Annotated in this window: 22 protein-coding genes; 11 read left to right on the forward strand and 11 right to left on the reverse strand. The window is 73.7% G+C overall.

Annotated elements, in window-relative coordinates; all coding sequences use genetic code 11:
* Positions 1-316: 316 nt before the first annotated feature.
* On the forward strand, positions 317-1468 hold the full coding sequence (locus ABGB10_RS31525; protein WP_347664623.1) for an XdhC/CoxI family protein: 1152 nt from the start codon (positions 317-319) through the stop codon (positions 1466-1468).
* A 113-nt stretch (positions 1469-1581) separates the two neighbouring features.
* A complete protein-coding gene (locus ABGB10_RS31530) occupies positions 1582-2523 on the forward strand; it encodes a PfkB family carbohydrate kinase (protein WP_347664624.1) in 942 nt (313 codons plus the stop codon).
* Between the two features lie 35 nt (positions 2524-2558).
* Here the strand turns inward: ABGB10_RS31530 and ABGB10_RS31535 are convergent, their stop codons facing one another.
* Together ABGB10_RS31535 and ABGB10_RS31540 are read right to left on the reverse strand one after the other, a co-directional pair.
* Positions 2559-3389 carry an MBL fold metallo-hydrolase gene (locus ABGB10_RS31535; protein WP_347664625.1) on the reverse strand — a complete coding sequence of 277 codons (831 nt, stop codon included), beginning with the start codon at positions 3387-3389 and terminating at the stop codon, positions 2559-2561.
* On the reverse strand, positions 3386-3790 hold the full coding sequence (locus tag ABGB10_RS31540) for a hotdog domain-containing protein (protein WP_347664626.1): 405 nt from the start codon (positions 3788-3790) through the stop codon (positions 3386-3388). The genes ABGB10_RS31535 and ABGB10_RS31540 overlap by 4 nt, the downstream gene beginning before the upstream one ends.
* 126 nt (positions 3791-3916) lie before the next feature.
* Here ABGB10_RS31540 and ABGB10_RS31545 point away from each other — a divergent pair, with 126 nt between their 5' ends.
* Complete coding sequence (locus ABGB10_RS31545) at positions 3917-4996, forward strand: phosphatase PAP2 family protein (RefSeq protein WP_347664627.1); 1080 nt, start codon at positions 3917-3919, stop codon at positions 4994-4996.
* Positions 4997-5136: 140 nt separating this feature from the next.
* Here the strand turns inward: ABGB10_RS31545 and ABGB10_RS31550 are convergent, their stop codons facing one another.
* The 3 genes from ABGB10_RS31550 to ABGB10_RS31560 all read right to left on the reverse strand — a co-directional run bounded on the left by ABGB10_RS31550 (position 5137) and on the right by ABGB10_RS31560 (position 7692).
* On the reverse strand, positions 5137-6507 hold the full coding sequence (locus ABGB10_RS31550) for a PH domain-containing protein (RefSeq protein WP_347664643.1): 1371 nt from the start codon (positions 6505-6507) through the stop codon (positions 5137-5139).
* 175 nt (positions 6508-6682) lie between these two features.
* A complete protein-coding gene (locus ABGB10_RS31555) occupies positions 6683-7216 on the reverse strand; it encodes a PH domain-containing protein (protein WP_347664644.1) in 534 nt (177 codons plus the stop codon).
* 245 nt (positions 7217-7461) lie between these two features.
* Positions 7462-7692 carry a hypothetical protein gene (locus ABGB10_RS31560; RefSeq protein WP_347664628.1) on the reverse strand — a complete coding sequence of 77 codons (231 nt, stop codon included), beginning with the start codon at positions 7690-7692 and terminating at the stop codon, positions 7462-7464.
* A gap of 241 nt (positions 7693-7933) precedes the next feature.
* Between ABGB10_RS31560 and ABGB10_RS31565 the strand changes: the two genes are divergently transcribed.
* From ABGB10_RS31565 to ABGB10_RS31575, 3 genes are read left to right on the forward strand one after another with little or no spacing between them, the layout of a single operon-like run.
* The gene (locus tag ABGB10_RS31565) at positions 7934-9040 is read left to right on the forward strand and encodes a MoxR family ATPase (RefSeq protein ID WP_347664629.1); all 1107 of its coding nucleotides are present in this window, start codon (positions 7934-7936) and stop codon (positions 9038-9040) included.
* A complete protein-coding gene (locus ABGB10_RS31570; protein WP_347664645.1) occupies positions 9019-10020 on the forward strand; it encodes a DUF58 domain-containing protein in 1002 nt (333 codons plus the stop codon). The genes ABGB10_RS31565 and ABGB10_RS31570 overlap by 22 nt, the downstream gene beginning before the upstream one ends.
* Positions 10017-10967: a VWA domain-containing protein gene (locus ABGB10_RS31575; protein ID WP_347664630.1), complete on the forward strand. Its 951-nt coding sequence runs from the start codon at positions 10017-10019 to the stop codon at positions 10965-10967. The genes ABGB10_RS31570 and ABGB10_RS31575 overlap by 4 nt, the downstream gene beginning before the upstream one ends.
* Positions 10968-11036: 69 nt before the next feature.
* On the opposite strand, the gene ABGB10_RS31580 is transcribed toward ABGB10_RS31575, so the two are convergent.
* From ABGB10_RS31580 to ABGB10_RS31600, 5 genes are all read right to left on the reverse strand, one after another.
* Positions 11037-11252, reverse strand: a complete 216-nt coding sequence (locus tag ABGB10_RS31580; RefSeq protein ID WP_196925116.1) for a hypothetical protein — start codon at positions 11250-11252, stop codon at positions 11037-11039.
* Between the two features lie 62 nt (positions 11253-11314).
* Positions 11315-12547 (reverse strand): acyltransferase, encoded by a 1233-nt coding sequence (locus tag ABGB10_RS31585; protein WP_347664631.1) that lies wholly within the window; start codon positions 12545-12547, stop codon positions 11315-11317.
* On the reverse strand, positions 12544-13449 hold the full coding sequence (locus tag ABGB10_RS31590) for an alpha/beta hydrolase (RefSeq protein WP_347664632.1): 906 nt from the start codon (positions 13447-13449) through the stop codon (positions 12544-12546). The genes ABGB10_RS31585 and ABGB10_RS31590 overlap by 4 nt, the downstream gene beginning before the upstream one ends.
* 99 nt (positions 13450-13548) lie before the next feature.
* Positions 13549-14211 carry a response regulator transcription factor gene (locus tag ABGB10_RS31595; protein WP_347664633.1) on the reverse strand — a complete coding sequence of 221 codons (663 nt, stop codon included), beginning with the start codon at positions 14209-14211 and terminating at the stop codon, positions 13549-13551.
* Complete coding sequence (locus tag ABGB10_RS31600; RefSeq protein WP_347664634.1) at positions 14208-15437, reverse strand: histidine kinase; 1230 nt, start codon at positions 15435-15437, stop codon at positions 14208-14210. The genes ABGB10_RS31595 and ABGB10_RS31600 overlap by 4 nt, the downstream gene beginning before the upstream one ends.
* 154 nt (positions 15438-15591) lie before the next feature.
* Between ABGB10_RS31600 and fabG the strand changes: the two genes are divergently transcribed.
* The 4 genes from fabG (at position 15592) to ABGB10_RS31620 (ending at position 19026) form a co-directional block, all read left to right on the forward strand.
* Entirely contained in the window at positions 15592-16296 is a 705-nt protein-coding gene (gene fabG / locus ABGB10_RS31605) for a 3-oxoacyl-ACP reductase FabG (RefSeq protein WP_347664635.1), read from the forward strand.
* Positions 16297-16325: 29 nt separating this feature from the next.
* On the forward strand, positions 16326-17093 hold the full coding sequence (fabI, locus tag ABGB10_RS31610; protein ID WP_347664636.1) for an enoyl-ACP reductase FabI: 768 nt from the start codon (positions 16326-16328) through the stop codon (positions 17091-17093).
* Positions 17094-17201: 108 nt separating this feature from the next.
* The gene (locus tag ABGB10_RS31615; RefSeq protein WP_347664637.1) at positions 17202-18254 is read left to right on the forward strand and encodes a ferrochelatase; all 1053 of its coding nucleotides are present in this window, start codon (positions 17202-17204) and stop codon (positions 18252-18254) included.
* Positions 18247-19026, forward strand: a complete 780-nt coding sequence (locus ABGB10_RS31620; protein WP_347664638.1) for an HAD-IIA family hydrolase — start codon at positions 18247-18249, stop codon at positions 19024-19026. Before ABGB10_RS31615 ends, ABGB10_RS31620 begins: the two co-directional genes overlap by 8 nt.
* 348 nt (positions 19027-19374) lie before the next feature.
* On the opposite strand, the gene ABGB10_RS31625 is transcribed toward ABGB10_RS31620, so the two are convergent.
* Positions 19375-20169 carry a hypothetical protein gene (locus ABGB10_RS31625; protein WP_278140589.1) on the reverse strand — a complete coding sequence of 265 codons (795 nt, stop codon included), beginning with the start codon at positions 20167-20169 and terminating at the stop codon, positions 19375-19377.
* 308 nt (positions 20170-20477) lie between these two features.
* Between ABGB10_RS31625 and ABGB10_RS31630 the strand changes: the two genes are divergently transcribed.
* Entirely contained in the window at positions 20478-21290 is an 813-nt protein-coding gene (locus tag ABGB10_RS31630) for a DUF3097 domain-containing protein (RefSeq protein WP_347664639.1), read from the forward strand.
* Positions 21291-21390 lie beyond the last annotated feature (100 nt).

Raw genomic sequence — 21390 nt, forward strand, 5'->3', positions numbered from 1 at the left:
GCCTCGCCGCAATCGGGTGGGATGTGGCCTGATCGCCCCGCTGCGGTGAGCGGTGCGACGATCACGGCGACGTGCCCGGCGGAGAATCAGCCGGTGGACACGCGCCATCGTCGGTCCAGCCCTGGACCGGTGCCCTCGCGCCAAACGAACCCGGCAACCGGCGGCACGGCAGCCCTCGCACCGCCCGGTACGCGTCATCCCACCATGCCGCGCGACCCGAGCGCAATAGTCGTTCCTCGATGCGTCAAATGACGCCCCGGCCGCCGATGAACGCCATATCCTGCCTAGGGACAGGGGAATCGAGAGGTGGCGGTCGGTGCCGGACGTGTTCGACGAGGCGCACCGCCGTTGTCGCGCCGGCGCGCCCGTCGCCCTCGCCACCGTCGTGGCCACCTGGCACTCCGCCCCGCAACCACCCGGCGCGACGATGATGGTGGCGGCCGACGGCACGGTCACCGGCAGTGTCTCCGGCGGCTGCGTCGAGGCGGACCTCTACGAACGGGCCCGCCGCGTGCTCGACACCGGCGTACCCGAGCTGACCCGCTACGGGATCAGCGACGACGACGCGTACAGCGTGGGCCTGACCTGTGGCGGCATCCTCGACGTGTTCGTGGAGCGCGTCGACGCCCACGCCCTGGCCGGGCTGGACGCGGTCGCCGCCGCTCGCGGACGCGGCGAGCCGGCGGCGGTGGTCACCTGCGTGGCGGCGGATGCCGCTGACCCGCCGGGCCCGGTGCCGGCCGACCCGGCCGGGCGGCTGGGTCGGCGGCTCGTGGTGACCGGCCAGCGGGTGACCGGCTCCCTCGGCGACGACCGACTTGACGCCGCCACCGCCGCCGACGCCCTCGGGCTGCTCGCCGCCGGGCACAGTGGAATGCTCCGGTACGGATACCACGGGCAGCGCCGCGGCTGCGGCGTCAGCCTCTTCGTGACCGTGTACGCCACCCCGCCCCGGATGATCGTCTTCGGGGCCATCGACTTCGCCGCCGCCGTGGCCCGGATCGGCGTGTTCCTCGGCTACCGGGTCACCGTCTGCGACGCCCGGCCGGTCTTCACCACCGCGCGACGCTTCCCCGAGGCGGACGAGGTGGTGGTGCAGTGGCCGCACCGCTACCTCCGGACGGAGGTGGACGCCCATCGGGTCGACGAGCGGACGGTGGTGTGCGTACTCACCCACGACCCGAGGTTCGACGTGCCGTTGCTGGAGTTGGCGCTGCGCCACCCGCTGGCGTACGTCGGCGCGATGGGCTCGCGACGCACCCACGACGATCGGCTCAAGCTGCTGCGTGAGGCGGGGCTCAGCGCGGCGCAGCTCGCCCGGCTCGCCTCCCCGATCGGGCTGGACCTCGGTGGGCGTACCCCGGAGGAGACCGCGGTGAGCGTGGCCGCGCAGATCGTCGCGGCCCGCTGGGGCGGCACCGGCCGTCCACTGGCGGCGCTGGACGGGCCGATCCACCAGCCGGGGTAGCGGATGCGGCGCCTTCGCCGCCCGCCGAGCGGCCCACTGTGCCAGCCTGGTGCCACGGCGATCGGTTCGGCGTACGACGGTCGGCGGTGGTTGGCGAGGACGAGAGGACCGGCATGGGATACGCGGTGGTGCTCGGCGAGGCGCTCGTCGACCTGCTCGACACCGAGCGCGACGGTGAGCGGGTCTACCGGCAGGCGATCGGCGGCGGGCCGCTCAACGTCGCCGTCGGCGTGGCCCGACTCGGGGGCGCGGCGCAGTTCGTCGGCTCGCTCGGCGACGACGTGCTGGGCGGCCGGATCCGCGCCTTCCTGAGCTCGGTCGACGTCGGGGTGGCCGGTGCGGTCACGGTACCGGCACCGACCACCCTCGCGGTGGTGACGTACGACGGCCCGGAACCGGACTTCCGCTTCTACGGCGAACCGGCCTCCTACGGGCTGCTCGGCCCCGACGACCTGGATCTCGCCCTGACCGAGGGCGCGGACGTGCTCTACTGCGGCTCGATCGTGCTGCTGCATCCCGGCACGCTCGCCGCCGCCCGACGCGCCTGGTCGCTCGCCACCGGTCTGCGGGTCTTCGACCCGAACGTGCGTCCCCGGCTGCTGAACGGGCCGGCCGCGCTGGAAGGGCTGCGCGAGGTGGTGGCCGAGTTCGCCGCCGGCGCGCACCTGGTCAAGCTGAGCGCCGCCGACGCCGGACTGCTCTATCCGGGTGAACCGGTCGAGGGGGTCGCGGCGTACCTGCGCGAGTTGGGCGCCGCGACGGTGGTGGTGACGATCGGCGCGGCCGGTGCGGTGCTGGCTGCCGCCGACGGCGACCCGGTCCGGGTGCCCGCCCCGAAGGTCGACGCGATCGACGCCACCGGCGCCGGTGACTCGGTGATGGCCGCGCTGATCGCCGATCTGCTGGTCGGCGGGGAGCCGGGGACCCCGGACGGGTGGGTCGAGCGGGTCGCGTTCGCGCTGCGGGTCGCCGGCCTGGTCTGTGAGTCCCCGGGTGGTGCCACCGCCATGCCCACGCGCGCCGACGTGCAACGTCGCTTCGGAAGGCACGACTGAGTTGGGGCGCGCCGCCGCTCGGGGCGGGACGAGGGTCAGCCCTCGCCGTCGAGTTCCAGATAGCCGCGCCGGGCGGCGATCAGGGCGGCGCGCGCACCGAAGGGCCCCTCGGCGGCCACCCGCTCCGGCGGCGCGCTGCCGGTGTGCGCCGCCCGGATCAGCCAGGCCAACCTGGCCAGCTCGGCGTGTTGGGCGCGGACGAAGTCGACGTCCACCGGATCACCGTGACCCGGCACCACCACCGTGCGCGCGGTGGCCAGCCGCAACAGGTCCGCGACCGCGTCCGGCCACCGCAGGGGGTACGAGTCCTCGAAGGCGGGCGGGCCGCTCTGCTCCACGAGGTCCCCGGCCACCAGCACGTCGGCGTCCGGCACGTGCACCACCAGGTCGGCGTCGGTGTGCCCCCGACCCGGGTGCCGCAGCAGCACCCGCCGGCCGCCCAGGTCCAACGTCGTCTCCGTCTGCACGGTGTGCGTCGGGGCGAGCAGCGGAGTGTCGGCCAGCTCGGCGGCGAGGGCCGGGTGCTCCGCCCGCACCTCCTCGTACGCCTCCCGGCGCAGCCGCTCCGGGTCGTCGCGCAGGGCCGCGGCGGCCAGCTCGTGCGCGTACACCGGACGGGGTGGTTCGCCGGCCAGGACGGCGTTGCCGAAGCAGTGGTCGTAGTGGTGGTGGGTGTTGACGAGCGTCAACGGCCGGTCGGTGACCGCCCGGACCGCGGCGGCCAGGTCGGCGGCCTGCGCGGCCGACGAGAGCGTGTCCACCAGCAGGGCCTCGTCATCGCCCACGACCAGCGTGACGTTGACCCGCAGCAGCGGCTCGCGCAGCACGTGCACCCGGTCGGCGACCTCGACGAAACCGACGTTCACGACGCGCGCCCGGCGCGGTCGACGAAGCGTTGCCGATCCACCATGATCCGGTCGACCCGACCCCGGGCCACCGTCTGGTCACCGTCGCTGACCGTGACCTCGAACGACAGCCGACGACCGTCGACGGCCGCCAGCAGTGCCTGCGCCCGAACCGTCCGGCCGACCACGGTCGGCGCCAGGTGCTCCAACTCGATGCGGGTGCCCACGGTCGTCGACCCGGGAGGCATCCCGGTCGCCGTCGCCGCGACGGTGGCCGCCTCGGCGAGCGCGAGCACCCGGGGAGTGCCCAGCACCGGTACGTCCCCCGAACCCACCGCCTGGGCGGTGTCCGCGTCGGTGACGGTCAACTCGACCTGGGCGGTCAGACCCGGCGCGAAGGCCGGCTCGGGCTGCTCCTGCATGGTCGTCAGCCTAGGTGCTCGCTGGACGCGTTGAGCACGCGCCCGACGATCCCAGCGCGACCACCCCCACCACCAACGGGTGGTCCCCGTCGGTCGATGCCGTCCCCGTCGTTAACCTTGACGGCGATGGCCGTCGTGACTGACCCCCAGCCCCCCGCCCGGACCGACCCGCCCGCGTCCCCGGACGGGGGTCGTCGGCGCGTCGTCGCCATGACCGTCTGGGCGGTCGCCTTCGTCGCCGCGTGGCTGGCCATCGGGCTGCCCACCGACCCGGCGTACGCCTTCGTCTGGATCTGGCTGGCGACCATCGCCTGGAACAGCGAACGGCCGTGGCGCAGTCACCTGCGCTTCGCCCGGGACTGGGTGCCGGTGGTGCTGCTGTTCGTGATCTACAACCTCTCGCGCGGGTTCGCCGACAACGGGGCCACCCCGCACGCGATGGAGTTGATCGTCGCCGACCGGTTCATGTTCGGGTGGGCCACCGGCGGGGAGGTGCCCACCGTCTGGTTGCAGCAGCACCTCTACCACCCGCAGGTGCACTGGTGGGACGTCGCGGCGAGCTGGGTGTACTTCTCCCACTTCGTGGTGGCACTCGCCGCCGCCGCCGTGCTCTGGCTACGCGACCGGCACCGCTGGGCCGCGTACATGCGGCGGTGGGGCTTCCTCTGCGCCGCCGGGTTGGTCACCTACTTCGTCTACCCGGCCGCCCCGCCCTGGTGGGCCGCCCAGAACGGGCTGCTCACCGAGGTCGCCCGGATCTCCACCCGGGGCTGGAAGGCGTTCGGCATGCACGGTGCCGGCAACGTCCTCAACGCCGGCCAGATCGCCTCCAACCCGGTCGCCGCGATGCCGTCGCTGCACACCGCGTGGGCGCTGTTCGTCGTGCTGTTCTTCCTCACCAGCACCCGCCGCCGTTGGTGGCCGCTGCTGCTCGCGTACCCGCTGGCGATGACCTTCACCCTGGTCTACTCGGGTGAGCACTACGTGATCGACGTGCTGGTCGGGTGGGCGTACGTGGGCTTGACCTTCCTGGTGGTCGGCCTGGCCGAGCGCGGCTGGGCCGCGTGGCGGGCCCGCCACCCGAAGGCCGGGACGCAACAGGCCACCGAGCACCTCGCCGGCCCCGAGAAACCAACCGGCGCGCCCCCGTCACCCCGCGCACCGACCACCCCCAGCGACCACCCCCAGGTCCCCGCCGACCACTAGAACCGCCCACCCCACCCCGCTCCCGGCCCCTCGCCCCTGTTGATCAAGAGGTTTGCGTCACCGCGCCACCGGTTCCTGACGCAAACCTCTTGATCAACAAGCGTTGGCGGCACGGGGCGCGGGTGGGGGTGGGGTGGGGGTCAGGTGGGGTGGCGGGCGTTGTGGGCTCGGAGATTCAGGTCGGCGGCCAGGGCCCAGGCTTCGGCCAGGTCGCGGTCCTGTGCCGTGGCGCCGGAGCCGCCCGCGGTGTCCGCGTGCACGGAGGCCAACCCGAGGCGGCGCTGGATCGGCCCCTGCACCACCCGCACGCTCTGGATCCGGGCGTACGGCACGATCACCAGCTGGCGGCTGAGCCGCCCGGAGCGGGTGGCGAACACCTCGTCGAACAGCCCCGCACCGAACGCGCGATGGCCCAGCGGATGCAGCCACCGGGTCCGGGCCGGCGGAGGGCTCAGCGTCAGGGTGTCGAGGCGTACCCCCGGAAGCACCTCGGCGACGATCATCGTCGCGGTCGGCAGGTCACCGACCGGCAGCAGCCGGTCGGGCCGGTTGCGGTCGTCCGCCTCCGTGACGGAGAACCCGGCCACCTCCAGGCGCAGCCGCAGCCAGCCGTTGACCCGCCACAGCAGCGGCCAGGTGGCCCGCACGGTCTGCACCCGTGCCAGCGGCACGGTCTGCGACCGCGTCTCCAGCAGGCCGTTGTGCACCCGCAACGTGCCGCCGTCGCGGGCCAGTCGGAAGTTCCAGTCGTCGAGCACCCGGCGCACCGGTTGCAGCAGCACGCCGGCCATCGCGGTCAGTGTGCTCGCCACCGCGACGAAGGACCACGACCCCGCCGTGAGGAACTGGATCACGACGAACGCCACACCGAACGGGAGCAGGAACGCCTGCGGCGTGAGCAGTTGACTGATCAGCAGGCTCTGGTTGCGTACCGCGTGCAGTGGCCGGCCCTGCGCGGCCACCGTCGGCGCCGGCGCTCCCGGGACCACCGCGGACGCCGCGTGCTCCGGTGTGGGGACCTGCGCCACCCGCCCGGCCAGTGCCAGCAGCCGGGCGCGCAGCCGGGACGCGTCGGCCACCCCGAGGTACGCCAGGGGCGCCTCGGTCTTGCCGCCACCGACCACCTCCAGCCGCAGCTCGGCCAGGCCGGTGAGCTGGGCGAGCAGCGGCCGGACCACCTCCACGGCCTGCAGGCGCTCCAACGGGATGGCCCGGGTACGCCGCCAGAGCAGCCCCTCGTACACCCGTAGCTCGCGGCCCACCACGTGGTAGCCGGTGTTGTACCAGCTCACCACCGAGAGCACGGTTGCGCCGAGCGCCAGCACGGCCACCATGGCGGCGAACCAGCCGAAGCCCACCCGGGACAGCGTCGACCAGGACAACCCGGCGATCACCACGACCAGTGACTTCGCGCCGTGCAGGACCGGGCTGAGCGGATGCAGTCGCTGTCGGGGCTCGCCCTCGCCACCACCCGCCGGTGCCGGCCACGCGGCGGACGCGACAGGTGGCATCGGCTCGTGCGGTGTCGGGCTGGCGGGTGGCACGGTGCTCGGCTCGGCGGGGCCATCGCTCATCGGGCCGGCCCTCGACATCCGGGGTCGGCGCCTCGCACGCCCGCTCGGGTGTTCACCGGGTCGCCCTTCGTTCGCGACTGCGGGGCTCGCAAGCCCGGCTCACTCCTCGCGCTCACAGCCCTTCCGCCCGGTCCTCGCCGAGTGCGGTCAGCCGGTCGCGCAGCCGCGACGCCTCCGTCGGCCGCAGCCCGGGCACCCGCGCGTCGCTCGCCGCCGCAGCCGTGTGCAACTGCACGGTGGCCAGGTCGAAGGCGCGCTCCAACGGCCCGGCACTGACGTCGACGAACTGCATTCGCGAATACGGAACGATGGAGAGCCGCCGCACCAGGAGCCCGTGCCGGACCAGCAGGTCGTTCTCCCGCTCGGCGTACCCCCAGGCCCGTACGGCGCGAACGATCGCGATGGCTCGCCACACGCCGAGCAGCACGACGACGGCGACGGCGAGCCCGAACAGCCAGTGGCCGCTGAGCGCCCAGCCGACCCCGGTCACCGCCAGCCCGATGGCGACCACGATCGCCAGCCGGATCAGCTCCACCCAGATCAGGTCGGTGGAGATCGGCTGCCAGTTGACCGTGTCCGGCCAGGGCTCCAGTGGCCCCCGGTCACCGGGCGCGGCCGTCGCCAGCGCCCCGGGGTCGGGCGGCAGGAGCCCGGGTGCGGGCAGGTCGGGGGCGCGCTGGTCGGCGGCGGGCGCCGGGCGGTGACCAGGTGGCGGCAGCGCACCCGGTGGCAGCGGGGCGGGGGACGACACGTCGGGCGCGCCGGGCTCCGGGCCGAGCGTGCCGGGTGCCGGGAACGCACCGGGCGGCGGTTCGACGCCGGGTGGTGCCGAGGCCGGGGTGGGCGGCCAGGAAGGGGAGGTGGGGCCGGTGGAAGCCGGTGGGTCGCCGCTCACATGTCGAGCGTAGGCGATCCGGGCACCGGAGTGACGGCACGCAGGAAGCCACGAGCGTCCAGGAAGTCGCCGAGGCTGCCCCGGTGCTCGGCGCAGGCCAACCAGGTCTTGCGCCGATCGGCGTCGTGCAGCCGGGGGTTGTTCCACTCGAGGGCCCAGACGGCGCCGGCCCGGCAGCCCCGGGCGGAGCAGACCAGGGCCTCGTCGGCGGGGGAGGGGATGCTCATCCCGGCCAGTCTAGGGCGGCGGGACGGGAAGTTTGAGCGCCGGGCGACCACGGGGGGAGCCGCCCGGCGACGGGATGAATCGTACACGCGGCAGGCCGATCCGTGCACACCCACGTTGCGCGGTTCGGCCGCAGGGGACGGCGCGGCGAAAATCGGCTTCTCCCCACCTCGACACTCAGCAAGGCATGCGAGTCTTGATACCGCACCAGCCGCGACGACCGATTGATGCTGTGGAGGACCGGTGGCCCAGCCGACCATGCCCGACGCCCCGACGCCGAACGGGGCGGCACCGCAGACGCCTGCGCCGGTGACCACACCCGCGCAGGACGCCAGCCTGCTGGAGAAGGCGCTGTTCGAGATCAAACGCGTGATCGTCGGGCAGGACCGGATGGTGGAGCGGATGTTCGTCGCGCTGCTCGCCCGCGGTCACTGCCTGCTCGAAGGGGTGCCGGGGGTCGCCAAGACGCTGGCGGTGGAGACCCTCGCCAAGGTCGTCGGCGGGTCCTTCGCCCGGGTGCAGTTCACTCCGGACCTGGTGCCGGCCGACATCATGGGCACCCGGATCTACCGGCAGTCGAGCGAGAAGTTCGACGTCGAGCTGGGCCCGGTCTTCGTCAACTTCCTGCTCGCCGACGAGATCAACCGGGCTCCGGCGAAGGTGCAGTCCGCGCTGCTGGAGGTGATGAGCGAGCGGCAGGTGTCCATCGGCGGGGAGAGCCACCGGGTGCCCGACCCGTTCCTGGTCATGGCCACCCAGAACCCGATCGAGCAGGAGGGCGTCTACCCGCTGCCGGAGGCACAGCGCGACCGGTTCCTCATGAAGATCGTGGTGGGTTACCCGACCGACGCGGAGGAACGGGAGATCGTCTACCGGATGGGCGTGGCCCCGCCGGAGCCGACCGCCGTCTTCGACACCCCTGAGTTGATCGCCCTGCAACGCAAGGCGGACCAGGTCTTCGTGCACAACGCCCTGGTCGACTACGCGGTGCGGTTGGTGTTGGCCACCCGCGCCCCGGCTGAGCACGGCATGCCCGACGTCGCCCAACTGATCCAGTACGGTGCCAGCCCGCGTGCCTCCCTGGGCCTGGTCCGGGCCACCCGCGCGCTGGCGCTGCTGCGGGGGCGTGACTACGCGCTGCCGCAGGACGTGCAGGACATCGCGCCGGACATCCTGCGGCACCGGTTGGTGCTCAGCTACGACGCGCTCGCCGACGACGTGCCCGCCGACCACATCGTGCACCGGGTGATGTCGACGATCCCCCTGCCGGCGGTCGCACCCCGGCAGCAGGCCACCCCGTCGTCGACCGCGCCGCCGCCGGGCGCCAACTGGCCCGGGCAGCGCCCGTGACCTCACCCACCCCTCGTCCCGCCCCCCTCGCCGACCGTAGCGAGGCCGTGCTGTCCCGGCTTCAACTGCTGGTCACCCGCAAGCTCGACGGTCTGCTCCAGGGCGACTACGCCGGCCTGCTCCCCGGGCCGGGCAGCGAGGCGGGAGAGTCCCGGGAGTACCGCCCCGGCGACGACGTGCGCCGGATGGACTGGCCGGTCACCGCACGGACCACGACTCCGCACGTGCGGCGTACGGTGGCCGACCGGGAGCTGGAGACCTGGCTGGCGCTGGATCTCTCCGCCAGCCTGGACTTCGGCACCGGGCAGTGGCTCAAGCGGGAGGTGGTGGTCGCCGCGGCGGCTGCCATCACCCACCTGACCGTGCGCGGTGGCAACCGGATCGGCGCCGTGATCGGCACCGGTGGCGGCGCTCCCGTGCCGGCCCGACGCTGGCGGGGCGCACCGCAACCGGCCGGGCCCGGAGTGCTCACCCGTCTGCCGGCCCGCTCCGGTCGCAAGGAGGCGCAGGGCCTGCTGCGTACCGTGGCCGGCACCACCATCCGGCCCGGCCGTGGTGACCTGGGTGCGCTGATCGAGATGCTCAACCGCCCGCCTCGACGGCGCGGGGTGGCCGTGGTGGTCTCGGACTTCCTCGCGCCGCCCGAGCAGTGGGCCCGGCCGTTGCGCAAGCTGCGGGTCCGCCACGACGTGTTGGCGATCGAGGTGGTCGACCCGCGGGAGCTGGAGCTGCCCGACGTGGGTGTGCTGCCCGTGGTCGACCCGGAGAGCGGCGAGCTGCACGAGGTGCAGACCGCCGACCCTCGACTACGGCAGCGCTACGCCGATGCCGCCACCGCCCAACGCGCCACGATCGCCGCCGCCCTGCGCGGCGCCGGCGCGGCCCACCTACGTCTGCGTACCGACCGAGACTGGCTGCTGGACATGGTGCGATTCGTGGCCGCGCAGCGGCACGCCCGCACCCGGGGGACGACACGATGATCCGTTTCATGCAACCGTGGTGGCTGCTGGCCGTGCTGCCCGTGCTCGCGCTTGCCGCGTTCTACGTCTGGCGGCAGCTGCACCGCCGGGCGTACGCGATGCGGTTCACCAACGTGGACCTGCTGCGTACGGTGGCGCCGAAGGGGCTCGGCTGGCGCCGGCACGTCCCGGCGACCGCGTTCCTGCTCTGCCTGCTGGTGCTGGCCACCGCGTTGGCCCGGCCCGCGGTGGACACCAAGGAGCCGCTGGAGCGGGCCACCGTGATGCTCGCCATCGACGTGTCGTTGTCCATGCAGGCCGACGACGTGGCGCCGAACCGACTGGAGGCGGCCCAGGAAGCGGCCAAGCAGTTCGTCGGCGAGCTGCCGGAGAGCTACAACCTGGGCCTGGTGTCGTTCGCCAAGGCGGCCAACGTGCTGGTGCCGCCGGGCAAGGACCGGGACGCGGTGACCAGTGCCATCGACGGGCTGGTGCTGGCCGAGGCGACCGCGACCGGCGAGGCGGTGTTCACCTGTCTGGAGGCGATCCGGTCGGTGCCGGCCGACGGGGCGGCGGGCATCCCGCCGGCCCGGATCGTGCTGCTCTCCGACGGCTTCCGCACCTCCGGGCGCGCGGTGGAGGAGGCGGCGGCGGCCGCGCAGGCGGCCAACGTCCCGGTCTCCACCATCGCGTTCGGCACCGACACCGGTCAGGTCGACATCGGCGGGCAGTTGCAGCGGGTGCCGGTGGACCGGTCGGCGCTCGCCGACCTTGCCGAGACCACCGAGGGCTACTTCTACGAGGCGGCGTCGGTGAGCGAGCTGAAGCAGGTCTACCAGGACATGGGCAGCTCGATCGGGTTCCGCACCGAGCCGCGCGAGGTGACCCAGTGGTACGCGGGGATCGCCTTGTTGTTGGCGCTCTGCGCCGGTGCGCTCAGCCTGCTCTGGTCGTCGCGGATGCTCTGACCGACGGGCCGGCGGTGGTCAGCGACCGCCGCCGGCCGGCACGAGACGGCGACCGCCAGCCGGGACGGTTCAGTGACCGCCGCCGGCGAGCACGAAGACGATGGCCACCCAGACGGCGGCGAGGGTGAAGCCCAGCGGGGCGACGTAACGGCTCATGACGGCTCCGGGTGGCGGCTGGACGGTCCGCGTGCGGGGGCGGACCGCAGGGGGTGGGGACGCGCACACGAAGTCGTGACCGGGCGGCTCCCGGCGACCGCCCGGGATCGGGCGGCGCGGCACACTCACCTCGGCAGCTGCCGAGGTGGTGGGGAGCGGAGCGGGGTCAGTTCACCAGACTGAGTCGTGGCTCAGCGGGACTGACCATCGGCCCGGCCACGACTGGGAGGATCGCTATCTCGCACAGCGATCACCTCCTGCAAGTCGGGCGGGCCGGAACGTCGATGATCGTACACCGGCGGTGCCGTTGAGGCGTACTCGGCCGACCGGCTGGCAACTCCTCCACCACCCGGTTGTCGCGTCGACCGCGGCTGGCCCGTCCGCACCACCGTGACCAGCACCGCGGCCAGCAGCGGCAGCCAGCCGAAACGCGCCAGCACCCAGCCCGGGCTGTCCGGCGCGGTGTGCAGCCCCGGCAGGGTCAGCCCGCTGCGGGCGGTGAGCGCGGTCACCGTCACCAGGATCGGCTGATGCCACAGGTAGATCCGGACCGCGTGCCGGTTCGCCTCGGTCACCGCCCGGCCCGGCAGCGGCCGGGTCAGTAGCCGCTCCAGCGCCGGCCGAGCCAGCAGGCCCAGCCCGACCTGGGTGACCGCCAGCGCCACCGCCAGCAGCGACGGCGGGTTCAGGTTGGACACCCCCGCCCCGGGCACCCCGACCGCGCTCACCGGATAGCCCAGCGCCAGCAACGCCCCGAGCGCGGCGGCCCCGCCGGACGCCAGCGCGCCGGCCACCCGCCGGCCGCCCAACCGCCCGTCGGCGTGCGCCACGCCCAGCAGGTACGGCACCGACCACGCCGCCAGCACGGTGACCGGTGGCAGGTGGGTGCCGACCGGTAGCAGGCGTACGGCCAGGTCGACCGCCGCGACCACCACCACCGCCGGGACGACGCTCCGGGCCACCCCCCAGCGGCGTACGGCGGCGAGCAGCGGGCCGGTCACCGCGACCAGGAACGCCAGTGGCACCAGAAACCACAGTGGACTGACCGCGAGTCGGAGCGCGACGGAGAGCGTGTCGTCCGAGGTTCCGGCGACGGTGGCGGCGAGTAACACCGCCGCGCCCACCCCGAGCAGTGCCACCGTCGGCAGCAGCAGCCGGCGCAGTCGACGGGCCAGCCAACCGCCCGACCCTCCCCGGTGGCCGGCCAACGATCGGGTCGAGCCGAACCCGGCGGTGAAGAAGAACAACCCGAGCGTCTGCAACACCCAGGTCGCCGGGGCCAGACCGGGCAGGGCGGTCAGCGGGCTGGCCTGGTGCAGCCCGCCGTCGCCGGTCAGCACCAACCCGGTGACCAGCCAGTGCCCCAGCACCACGCCGCCGATGGCGTACGCCCGCAGCGCGTCGATGGCACGGTCCCGGCTCACCGGGCGTCCCCGATCCGGTCGGTGTCGATGCCGCCCAGCACGACCGCCGCCACCGCGACCAGCGCGGCGCTGCCCGGCACGAGGTAACCGTCGTGCCCCGCCACCCCACCCACCGGCAGGGGCCGGGCGCCGAAGGTCGGGTCACCGGGTCGCCGTCCGAAGCCCAGGCCGGGCAGTCGCACCGGCGGTACCCGACGGATCCAGTCGGTCGGCGCCTCCGCCGCCCAGAACCGCCGCCCGCCGGGCAGGTCGTCGGCGTGCTGCACTCCGGCGCCCACACCACCGAGACTGACCACGTCGGTGACCTGGGCGGGGGCGTCGGCCGCAGCCAGCGACACCACCAGCGCCCCGTAGCTGTGCCCGACCAGCGTGATCGTCGCCGCCGGACGTCGAGCGGCCAGATCCCGCAGCAACACGACCAACCCGGCCGCGCCATGCCGGGCGCTGCCGCCACCAGCGGCGGTCAGCACCCCGTCCGGCGGGTCGTAGCCGAGCCAGGCCAGCACCGCCACCCGCGCCGCCGGCTCGGTCGCCCGCAGCTCCCGGTAGAGCTGCCCGGCCTGCACCGCCGGCGCCCGGCGGGCCACCCCGCCCAACCCCCGGTCGAAGTCGGCCAGGGTGCTGCCGACCCCCGGCACCAGCACCGCGATCCGGTCCGCGTCGGCCAGGTCGCCGAGCACTTCGACCGCGCGGCCGTCACCGCGCTCGTCGAACAGCAGGAACCGGCGTCCGTCGGCCGCCCAGTCCGCGTAGGGCGGGCCCGCCGTGCGCATCGCCGCCGCCATGACGGGGTACGCCTCGACGAACCCCGCCGCCGTAGCCGGCTCGGGTCGGGTCGGCAGAACCAGGTTCACGCCGAGCAACGCGGCCACCGCCACCCGACCGGCACCTCGTCGTCGCATCACTTTCTCCCTCCGGAATGTCGTCCGGAGGGAGAGTGCGCGGGCGGGCGGCACCCGGTCGTCATCCCGGGGAGCCGTCTGCGGACTGGCTCCCCGGGGCTACTCCCCGGCGGACACCAGACCCGTCTCGTACGCCAGCACCACCGCCTGGGCCCGGTCGCGCAGACCGAGCTTCGCCAGGATCCGCCCGACGTGCGTCTTCACGGTCTGCTCGGCCACCACCAGGTCGGCGGCGATCTCCGCGTTGTTGCGGCCCCGGGCGATCAACCGCAGCACCTCGGTCTCGCGTGGGGTGAGCCCGGCGAGGTCGGTGGGGCGCGGACGGCGGCGGTCCGGGCGGGCCGCGAACTCGGCGATCAGCCGGCGGGTGACCGCCGGGGCGAGCAGCGCGTCCCCGGCCGCCACCACCCGCACCGCGTGCACCAGATCCGCTGCCGGGGCGTCCTTGAGCAGGAAGCCGCTGGCCCCGGCACGCAGCGCCTCGTACACGTAGTCGTCCAGGTCGAAGGTGGTGAGGATGAGCACCCGGGGTCGCTGCGTCGACCGGTCACCGAGCAGCTTGCGGGTGGCCTCCAGCCCGTCCATGACCGGCATCCGCACGTCCATCAGCACCACGTCCGGGTCGAGGTGGCGGGCGGCGGTGACGGCCTGTGCCCCGTCGGCGGCGTCGCCCACCACCAGCAGGTCCGGTTGGGCGGCGAGCAGTGCGCCGAAACCCTGCCGGACCATCGCCTGGTCGTCGGCGATCAGCACCCGGATCATCGGTCCCCGCCCTCCGCGTCGTACGGCAACTCGGCCACCACCGCGTAACCCCCGTCGGGCAGCGGCCCGGCGGTGAACGTACCGCCAAGGGAGATGGCCCGCTCCCGCATGCCGGTCAGGCCGTGTCCGGAGCCGCCGTCGGCGGTCGGTCGGACGTCGGCGGGGGAGTTTTCGACGCGTACCTCCAGACCAGACCGGCCGGCGCGGACGGTGACCCGCACCTCGGCGCCGGCCGCGTGTCGGGCCGCGTTGGCCAGGCCCTCCTGCACGATGCGGTACGCGGCCAGCCCGACCGGCGCGGGCACCCGCCCGTCGTCCGCCGGCCCGGCGTCCAGGGTGACCGGCAGCCCGGCCCGGCGTGCCGCGTCGACCATCACGCCCAGGTCGGTCAGGTCCGGCTGCGGCGCGGTCTCCGGGCCGGTCGTCTCGCTGCGCAGCACCCCCAACAGTCGCCGCATGTCGGTCAGCGCGTCACGGGCCGAGGCGGCGATGGCGACGAACTCCGCGGCTGCCGGGGCCGGCACGTCCGTCAGCCGGTACGGGGCCGTCTCCGCCTGCACCGCGATCAGCGACATGTGGTGCGCCACCACGTCGTGCAGCTCGCGGGCGATCCGGGTGCGTTCCTCCAGCACCGCGCGGCGCTCCTGCTCCCGCTCGCTCAGCTCGGCCTGCGCCGCCAGCGCGTGCCGGGACATCCGGTTACGCCTGATCAGGTCGCCGACGATCGCCAGCGCGCCGAGCAGCAGCAGGACGGGGACCCGGTTGTCGGGATGGACCAGGGTGAGCACCGGCACCGTGCTGATCGTCACCACCCAGGCCAGCACCGGCCGGTCGACCCGCGCGACGACCACCGCCAGCACCGCGACCGACCCGAGCGCCAGCGGCGGGGTCCACGGCCAGTCCTGGTCGGCTGGGGCGTTGAACGTGCAGATCAGCAGGGCCAGCACGGTCAGCCGCCAGGCCAGCAGCGGACGCCGCGGCAGCGCCAGCAGCGGCGCCACGGTCATCGCCGCGAACAGGAGCGCGATCGGCGGCGGCAGGCCCCACTCGCTCTCCACCGTCAACGTGATCAGGAAGAGCCCGAGCGCGGCCAGCAGCCCGACCGGCGCGGCGTAACGAGCCGGGCCGGGCCACCGGGCCAGCAGCGGTCGACCGGGCGGGGCGTCCGGGCCCAGCAGGGTCTGCCGCAGGGCCCGTAGGGCCACGGCGATCGCATGCCGGTTCACCACCCGGAGGCTACGGGCCGACCCCGCCGCAGGGCGTGCCACCAGGGGTTGATCCCGGTGTCGTACCTCAGTGTGACGCGGCTCCCGTTAGCGCTTACCTGTCGGTAACGCCTAGGCTCGCCTGCGACTGAGATCAGCTGAGCAAGGGGGAACAGTGGCTCGCACCGTGCTGGTGACCGGGGGCAACCGGGGGATCGGCCTGGCCATCGCGCAGGCCTTCGCCAAGCAGGGCGACCGGGTAGCGGTCACCCACCGCAGCGGTGACGCTCCCGAGGGGCTGTTCGGCGTACGCGCCGACGTCACCGACGCCGCCTCTGTCGACGCCGCGTTCACCGCCGTCGAGGCCGAGCTGGGGCCGGTCGAGGTGCTGGTCGCCAACGCCGGCATGACCGCCGACACGCTGCTGCTGCGGATGACCGAGGAGCAGTTCACCGACGTGGTGGACACCAACCTCACCGGCGCGTTCCGGGTCGCCAAGCGCGCCTCCGGCAAGATGCTCCGCGCCAAGTGGGGCCGTATGATCTTCATCTCGTCGGTGGTCGGTCTCGCCGGTGGTGCAGGGCAGGTCAACTACGCCGCCAGCAAGGCCGGTCTGGTCGGTGTGGCCCGCTCGATCACCCGGGAACTGGGCAGCCGCAACATCACCGCGAACGTGGTGGCACCCGGCTTCATCGACACGGACATGACCGCCGGCCTGTCCGACGACCGCAAGGCGGAGATCCGCAAGTCGATCCCGGCCGGCCGGATGGCCAGCCCGGACGAGGTCGCCGGGGTCGTCACCTGGCTGGCTTCCGACAGCGCCGGGTACGTCTCCGGCGCCGTGATCCCGGTCGACGGCGGCCTCGGCATGGGCCACTGACCCTCATCTACGTACGGAGGAACCCCCGGATGTCCGGACTGCTCGCCGGTAAGCGGCTGCTCGTCACCGGTGTCATCACCGACGCCTCGATCGCCTTCTCGGTGGCGAAGCTCGCCCAGGAGAACGGCGCGCAGGTCGTGCTCACCGGCTACGGCCGGCTCTCCCTGGTCGAGCGGATCGCCAAGCGGCTGCCCGAGCCGGCCCCGGTCATCGAGGTGGACGTCACCAACACCGAGCACCTGGCCAGCCTCGCCGACCGGGTACGCGAGCACGTCGACGGCCTCGACGGCGTCGTGCACTCGATCGGGTTCGCCCCGCAGAGCTGCCTCGGCGGCGGCTTCCTCGACGCGCCGTGGGAGGACGTGGCGACCGCCCTGCACGTCTCCACCTTCTCGTACAAGTCGCTGGCCATGGCGGCGCTGCCGCTGATGTCGCCCGGCGGCGCGGTGGTCGGCCTGACCTTCGACGCGACGAAGGCCTGGCCGGTCTACGACTGGATGGGCGTGGCCAAGGCCGGCCTGGAGTCGGCGTCCCGCTACCTGGCGCTGCACCTGGGCAAGCAGGGCATCCGCAGCAACCTGGTCGCCGCCGGGCCACTGCGCACCATCGCCGCCAAGTCGATCCCCGGCTTCGACCAGTTCGAGGACGCCTGGGCCGAGCGCGCCCCGCTGGGCTGGAGCCTCACCGACCAGGAACCCGCCGCGAAGGCCTGCCTGGCGCTGCTCTCCGACTGGTTCCCGGCGACCACCGGCGAGATCGTGCACGTCGACGGCGGCTACCACGCCATCGGTTCCTGACGTTCCCTGGCGCTTTACCGGCGACGCTCCCGGCCGTCTCGCGTGATCTACGCGTCCGGACCAGGGGGCGTCGCCGAGCCGTCCCGGCCGAGGGGCGAGAATGACCCCATGTCGTACGACGCGGTGGTGCTGGTGTCCTTCGGCGGGCCGGAACGGCCCGAGGACGTGATGCCGTTCCTGCAGAACGTGACCCGCGGCCGAGGCGTGCCGCCCGAGCGGCTGGCCGAGGTCGCCGAGCACTACCAGCACTTCGGTGGGGTGTCCCCGATCAACCAGCAGTGCCGTGACCTGCTGGCCGCCGTCCGTGCCGACTTCGCCGCGAACGGTCTCGACCTTCCGGTCTACTGGGGCAACCGCAACTGGGACCCGATGCTCGCCGACACGGTGACCCGGATGCGCGACGACGGGATCACCCGGGCGCTCGCCTTCGTCACCAGCGCGTACGGCGGCTACTCGTCCTGCCGGCAGTACCAGGAGGACATCGCCGCAGCCCGGGCCGCCGTCGGCCCGGACGCCCCGGTGATCGAGAAGCTGCGCCAGTTCTGGGACCACCCCGGCTTCGTCGACCCACACGTCGACGCGGTCCGGGCGGCCCTGGGTCAGCTCGACCCGGCGAAGCGGGACACCACCCGGCTGGTCTTCACCGCCCACTCCATCCCCACCTCGATGGCGGCCAACGCCGGCCCGCACGGCGGCCGGTACGAGGCACAGCTACGCGAGACCGCCCGGCTCGTGGCCGAAGCCGCCGCACCGGACCTGGAGTACGACCTGGTCTGGCAGAGCCGATCCGGCCCACCGCAGGTGCCCTGGCTGGAACCGGACGTCAACGACCACCTCGCCACCCTCGCCCGGGGCGGCACCACCGGCGTGGTGGTGAGCCCGATCGGCTTCGTCTCCGACCACCTCGAGGTCGTGTGGGACCTGGACACCGAGGCACTGGAGACGGCCAAGCAACTCGGCCTCGACTTCGTCCGGGCCGCCACCCCCGGCACCGACAGGCGGTTCGTGACCATGGTGCGGGAGCTGGTCACCGAGCGGACCGACCCGGATGGCGCACAGCTGCGCCGCCGCCTCGGCGACCTGCCGATGTGGGACACCTGCCCGACCGTCTGTTGCGTGCCGACCCGTCGCCCGACGCCTGCTGGGGGAACCGATGCATGACCACAAGCCCGTGCAGAGTTGGCTGACCGACATGGACGGCGTACTGGTGCACGAGGGCCAGCCGGTGCCCGGCGCTCCGGAATTCATCAACCGGATGCGCGCCTCCGGCAAGCCGTTCCTGGTGCTGACCAACAACTCGATCTACACCCCGCGGGACCTGACGGCCCGGTTGAGCCGGATGGGGCTGGACGTGCCGGAGGAGTCGATCTGGTCGTCCGCGCTGGCGACCGGCCAGTTCCTCGCCGACCAGCGGCCGGGCGGCACCGCGTACGTCATCGGTGAGGCCGGGTTGACCACGGCACTGCACGCCGTCGGCTACGTCCTCACCGACTTCGCCCCGGACTACGTGGTGCTCGGCGAGACCCGCACCTACAGCTTCGAGGCGATCACCAAGGCCGTCCGTCTGATCAACGACGGCGCCCGGTTCATCTGCACCAACCCCGACGTGACCGGCCCGTCCGTGGAGGGCGCCCTGCCCGCCGCGGGCTCCGTCGCCGCCATGATCTCCAAGGCGACCGGGGTGGAGCCGTACTTCGTCGGCAAGCCCAACCCGATGATGATGCGCTCGGCGCTCAACACGATCAACGCGCATTCGGAGAGCACCGCGATGATCGGTGACCGGATGGACACCGACATCCTGTGTGGCCTGGAGGCCGGGCTGGAGACCATCCTGGTGCTCACCGGGATCAGCAGTCGTACCGAGGCGGAGCGGTACCCGTACCGCCCGTCCCGGATCGTCAACTCCGTGGCGGACCTGCTCGACGAGATCTGAGCGCACCTGCGCTGCGCGCGCTGATCGCGCGTTGCCTGCGCGCCTTGCCTGCCTGCGCGCGTTGCCTCGGCTACGCCCGATGATCGCGCTGTAACCAGGATGTAGTGGTCACCACCTGCGCCGGAGGCGACTACATCCATGTTCGAGCGCGATCATGCCCGGCCGGTGGCGCATCGGGCCGCCGGCGGGGTGCGTCGGGCTGGCGCGTCGGGCCAGGCGTGGGTGGCGGATGGACCGGCGGCGGGCGCGTTGGATCCCGGCGGTGTGACGCGTTGGGCCGGCGGCGGCAGGCCGATCAAGCCCCGCGGGGTGGCGCGCGGCCTCGTGCGGTGGCGCGGGGTTACCGGATCAGGGGCGTAGTGGGGCGTTGCAGGCGGCCACGAGTGCCTGCCGGCAGGCTGCGGTGAGCGGGCGAAGCGCGGCGTCCCGCTGTTGCGCCTCGTAGTTGTTGATCGCGCCCCCGGGGGCGGCATGCCCGGCGAGCGCGAGCACCCGGTCGAGCACCGCGGCCCGGGCGAAGAGCCGACGGGCCCGCGGGTCGAAGCCCGGCGGCAGGTCGGTGGCGCCGTCCGGCCGGCGTAGCGCGGCCAGCGCTCCGGCCAGCTCGGGCCGCCACTGGGCCACGTCGAGGCGGGTCAGTGCGGCGGTCGTCTCGGCGAGCGCGGCGGCCAGTTCGGCCTCTGCCTCGGCGGCGCCGGGCAACGAGAGTGACGCGGCCGGGGCGTTGGCGGGCAGCGGGTACACCCGCCACAACACCGTCTCGAAACAGTCGCCGGAGCCGGAGGTGTGCGAGCGTACCTCCGGAATCAACCCGAGCCCGCCGGCCACCACCGCTTCGCCGGCGACCAGCGCCGCACCGGCGAAGTCGCCGGGACCGGGCAACCCCCGAGGGTCGCCCGGCGCGGGCAGCACCAGGCGGATCTCGTCGGGGGAGAGCTTGGCCAGGGTGGGCAGCGCGGAACCCAGCGGGACGTCGGTCCAGGTGCCGGGGGCGTCCGCAACGAGGTGCTCCTCGTCGCCGGCGATGGCGTCGGCGACTTCGTCGTACGGCACCAACCCGGCGCGCCACGCGCGCACCCAGGCAACGAACCGGCTGGACCGGCGCGGCGCGAGTGTGGCCGCGCCCGTTGCGGGGGTGGACATGCCGAAAGGGTACGTGGTCACCACCGGCCGTGTCTCGACTGCCGCTCCGGCCGCCCGCCCTGCCCCCAACTGCCCTGTTCGCCCCGATCCCCGTCCCTGCCCGCCGCGGCGTCCGCGCCCCCGGTTGCATCGATCATGGAACGGTGGTGGGCGATAGGTGCTGGTTGTCGTCGTTTTGTGGAGCACCACAACTGCATGATCGACTGCTGCGGACGGCCGGGTGCGGCGGGACGGGTGCGGTGGCCGTTGGGTGCGGGGCGGTGTGTCGGGGAGTGAGGTGGGGGCGGGCTGGGGTTAGCGTGATCGACATGGCGGGGCGATACGGCGAGGACGTGTTGGCGGGCGACTGGCGACGGCGCAAGGTCACCCCCGAGGTGGACGCCGAACCGGATCTCGTGGTCGAGGATGCCGACTCCGGGTTCTGCGGCGCGGTGGTGGGCTTCGAGGCCGGCGCGGTGGTGTTGGAGGACCGGCACGGCAAACGGCGCAACTTCCCGCTGCTACCCGCGGCGTTCCTGCTCGACGGCCGCCCGGTGACGCTGCGCCGCCCGACCCGCGCCACCGTGCCGGCGGCCCGCCGACGGACGGCGTCCGGTTCGGTCGCCGTGGACAACGTCCGGGCCCAGGTCGCCAAGGCGAGCCGGATCTGGGTGGAGGGCATCCACGACGCCGCGCTGGTCGAGCGGATCTGGGGCGACGACCTGCGCATCGAGGGCGTGGTCGTGGAGCCGTTGGACGGCATCGACGCGCTCGACGCCGACGTACGCGACTTCGGCCCCGCCCCTACCCGGCGACTCGGCGTACTCGTCGACCACCTGGTGCCGGGTAGCAAGGAGAGCCGCATCGTGGCCCGGGTGACCTCGCCGTACGTGCTGGTGACCGGCCATCCCTACGTGGACGTCTGGCAGGCGGTCAAGCCCAGTGCGCTGGGTATCGCGGCGTGGCCGGTGGTGCCGCCGGGGCGACCGTGGAAGGAGGGGGTCTGCGCGGCACTCGGGGTGGCCGAGCCGGCCGACATGTGGCGGCACATCCTGTCCCGGGTGAACAGCTTCGCCGACGTGGAAACGCCCCTGATCAACGCGATGGAACGCCTCATCGACTTCGTCACCGAGCCAGCCTGACCCGCTGGCCCCCGGCCCCCAGCCCGCCCTCCCGCCCCGCCGCCACCCGCCGCGCCCCGCCCCGCCGCCCCCGCCCCGCAAGATCCGCGCAACATCGAGG

This window comes from Micromonospora sp. B9E7, from assembly GCF_039871815.1.
GTDB lineage: Bacteria > Actinomycetota > Actinomycetes > Mycobacteriales > Micromonosporaceae > Micromonospora.

Excerpts from the sequence above, each read along its gene's own strand:
- ABGB10_RS31530 (WP_347664624.1), top strand. The coding sequence starts at position 1,582 with ATGGGATACGCGGTGGTGCTCGGCGAGGCGCTCGTCGACCTGCTCGAC.
- ABGB10_RS31540 (WP_347664626.1), bottom strand. The coding sequence starts at position 3,790 with ATGCAGGAGCAGCCCGAGCCGGCCTTCGCGCCGGGTCTGACCGCCCAG.
- ABGB10_RS31545 (WP_347664627.1), top strand. The coding sequence starts at position 3,917 with ATGGCCGTCGTGACTGACCCCCAGCCCCCCGCCCGGACCGACCCGCCC.
- ABGB10_RS31550 (WP_347664643.1), bottom strand. The coding sequence starts at position 6,507 with ATGCCACCTGTCGCGTCCGCCGCGTGGCCGGCACCGGCGGGTGGTGGC.
- ABGB10_RS31560 (WP_347664628.1), bottom strand. The coding sequence starts at position 7,692 with ATGAGCATCCCCTCCCCCGCCGACGAGGCCCTGGTCTGCTCCGCCCGG.
- ABGB10_RS31575 (WP_347664630.1), top strand. The coding sequence starts at position 10,017 with ATGATCCGTTTCATGCAACCGTGGTGGCTGCTGGCCGTGCTGCCCGTG.
- ABGB10_RS31590 (WP_347664632.1), bottom strand. The coding sequence starts at position 13,449 with ATGCGACGACGAGGTGCCGGTCGGGTGGCGGTGGCCGCGTTGCTCGGC.
- ABGB10_RS31595 (WP_347664633.1), bottom strand. The coding sequence starts at position 14,211 with ATGATCCGGGTGCTGATCGCCGACGACCAGGCGATGGTCCGGCAGGGT.
- fabI (WP_347664636.1), top strand. The coding sequence starts at position 16,326 with ATGTCCGGACTGCTCGCCGGTAAGCGGCTGCTCGTCACCGGTGTCATC.
- ABGB10_RS31615 (WP_347664637.1), top strand. The coding sequence starts at position 17,202 with ATGTCGTACGACGCGGTGGTGCTGGTGTCCTTCGGCGGGCCGGAACGG.
- ABGB10_RS31620 (WP_347664638.1), top strand. The coding sequence starts at position 18,247 with ATGCATGACCACAAGCCCGTGCAGAGTTGGCTGACCGACATGGACGGC.
- ABGB10_RS31625 (WP_278140589.1), bottom strand. The coding sequence starts at position 20,169 with ATGTCCACCCCCGCAACGGGCGCGGCCACACTCGCGCCGCGCCGGTCC.
- ABGB10_RS31630 (WP_347664639.1), top strand. The coding sequence starts at position 20,478 with ATGGCGGGGCGATACGGCGAGGACGTGTTGGCGGGCGACTGGCGACGG.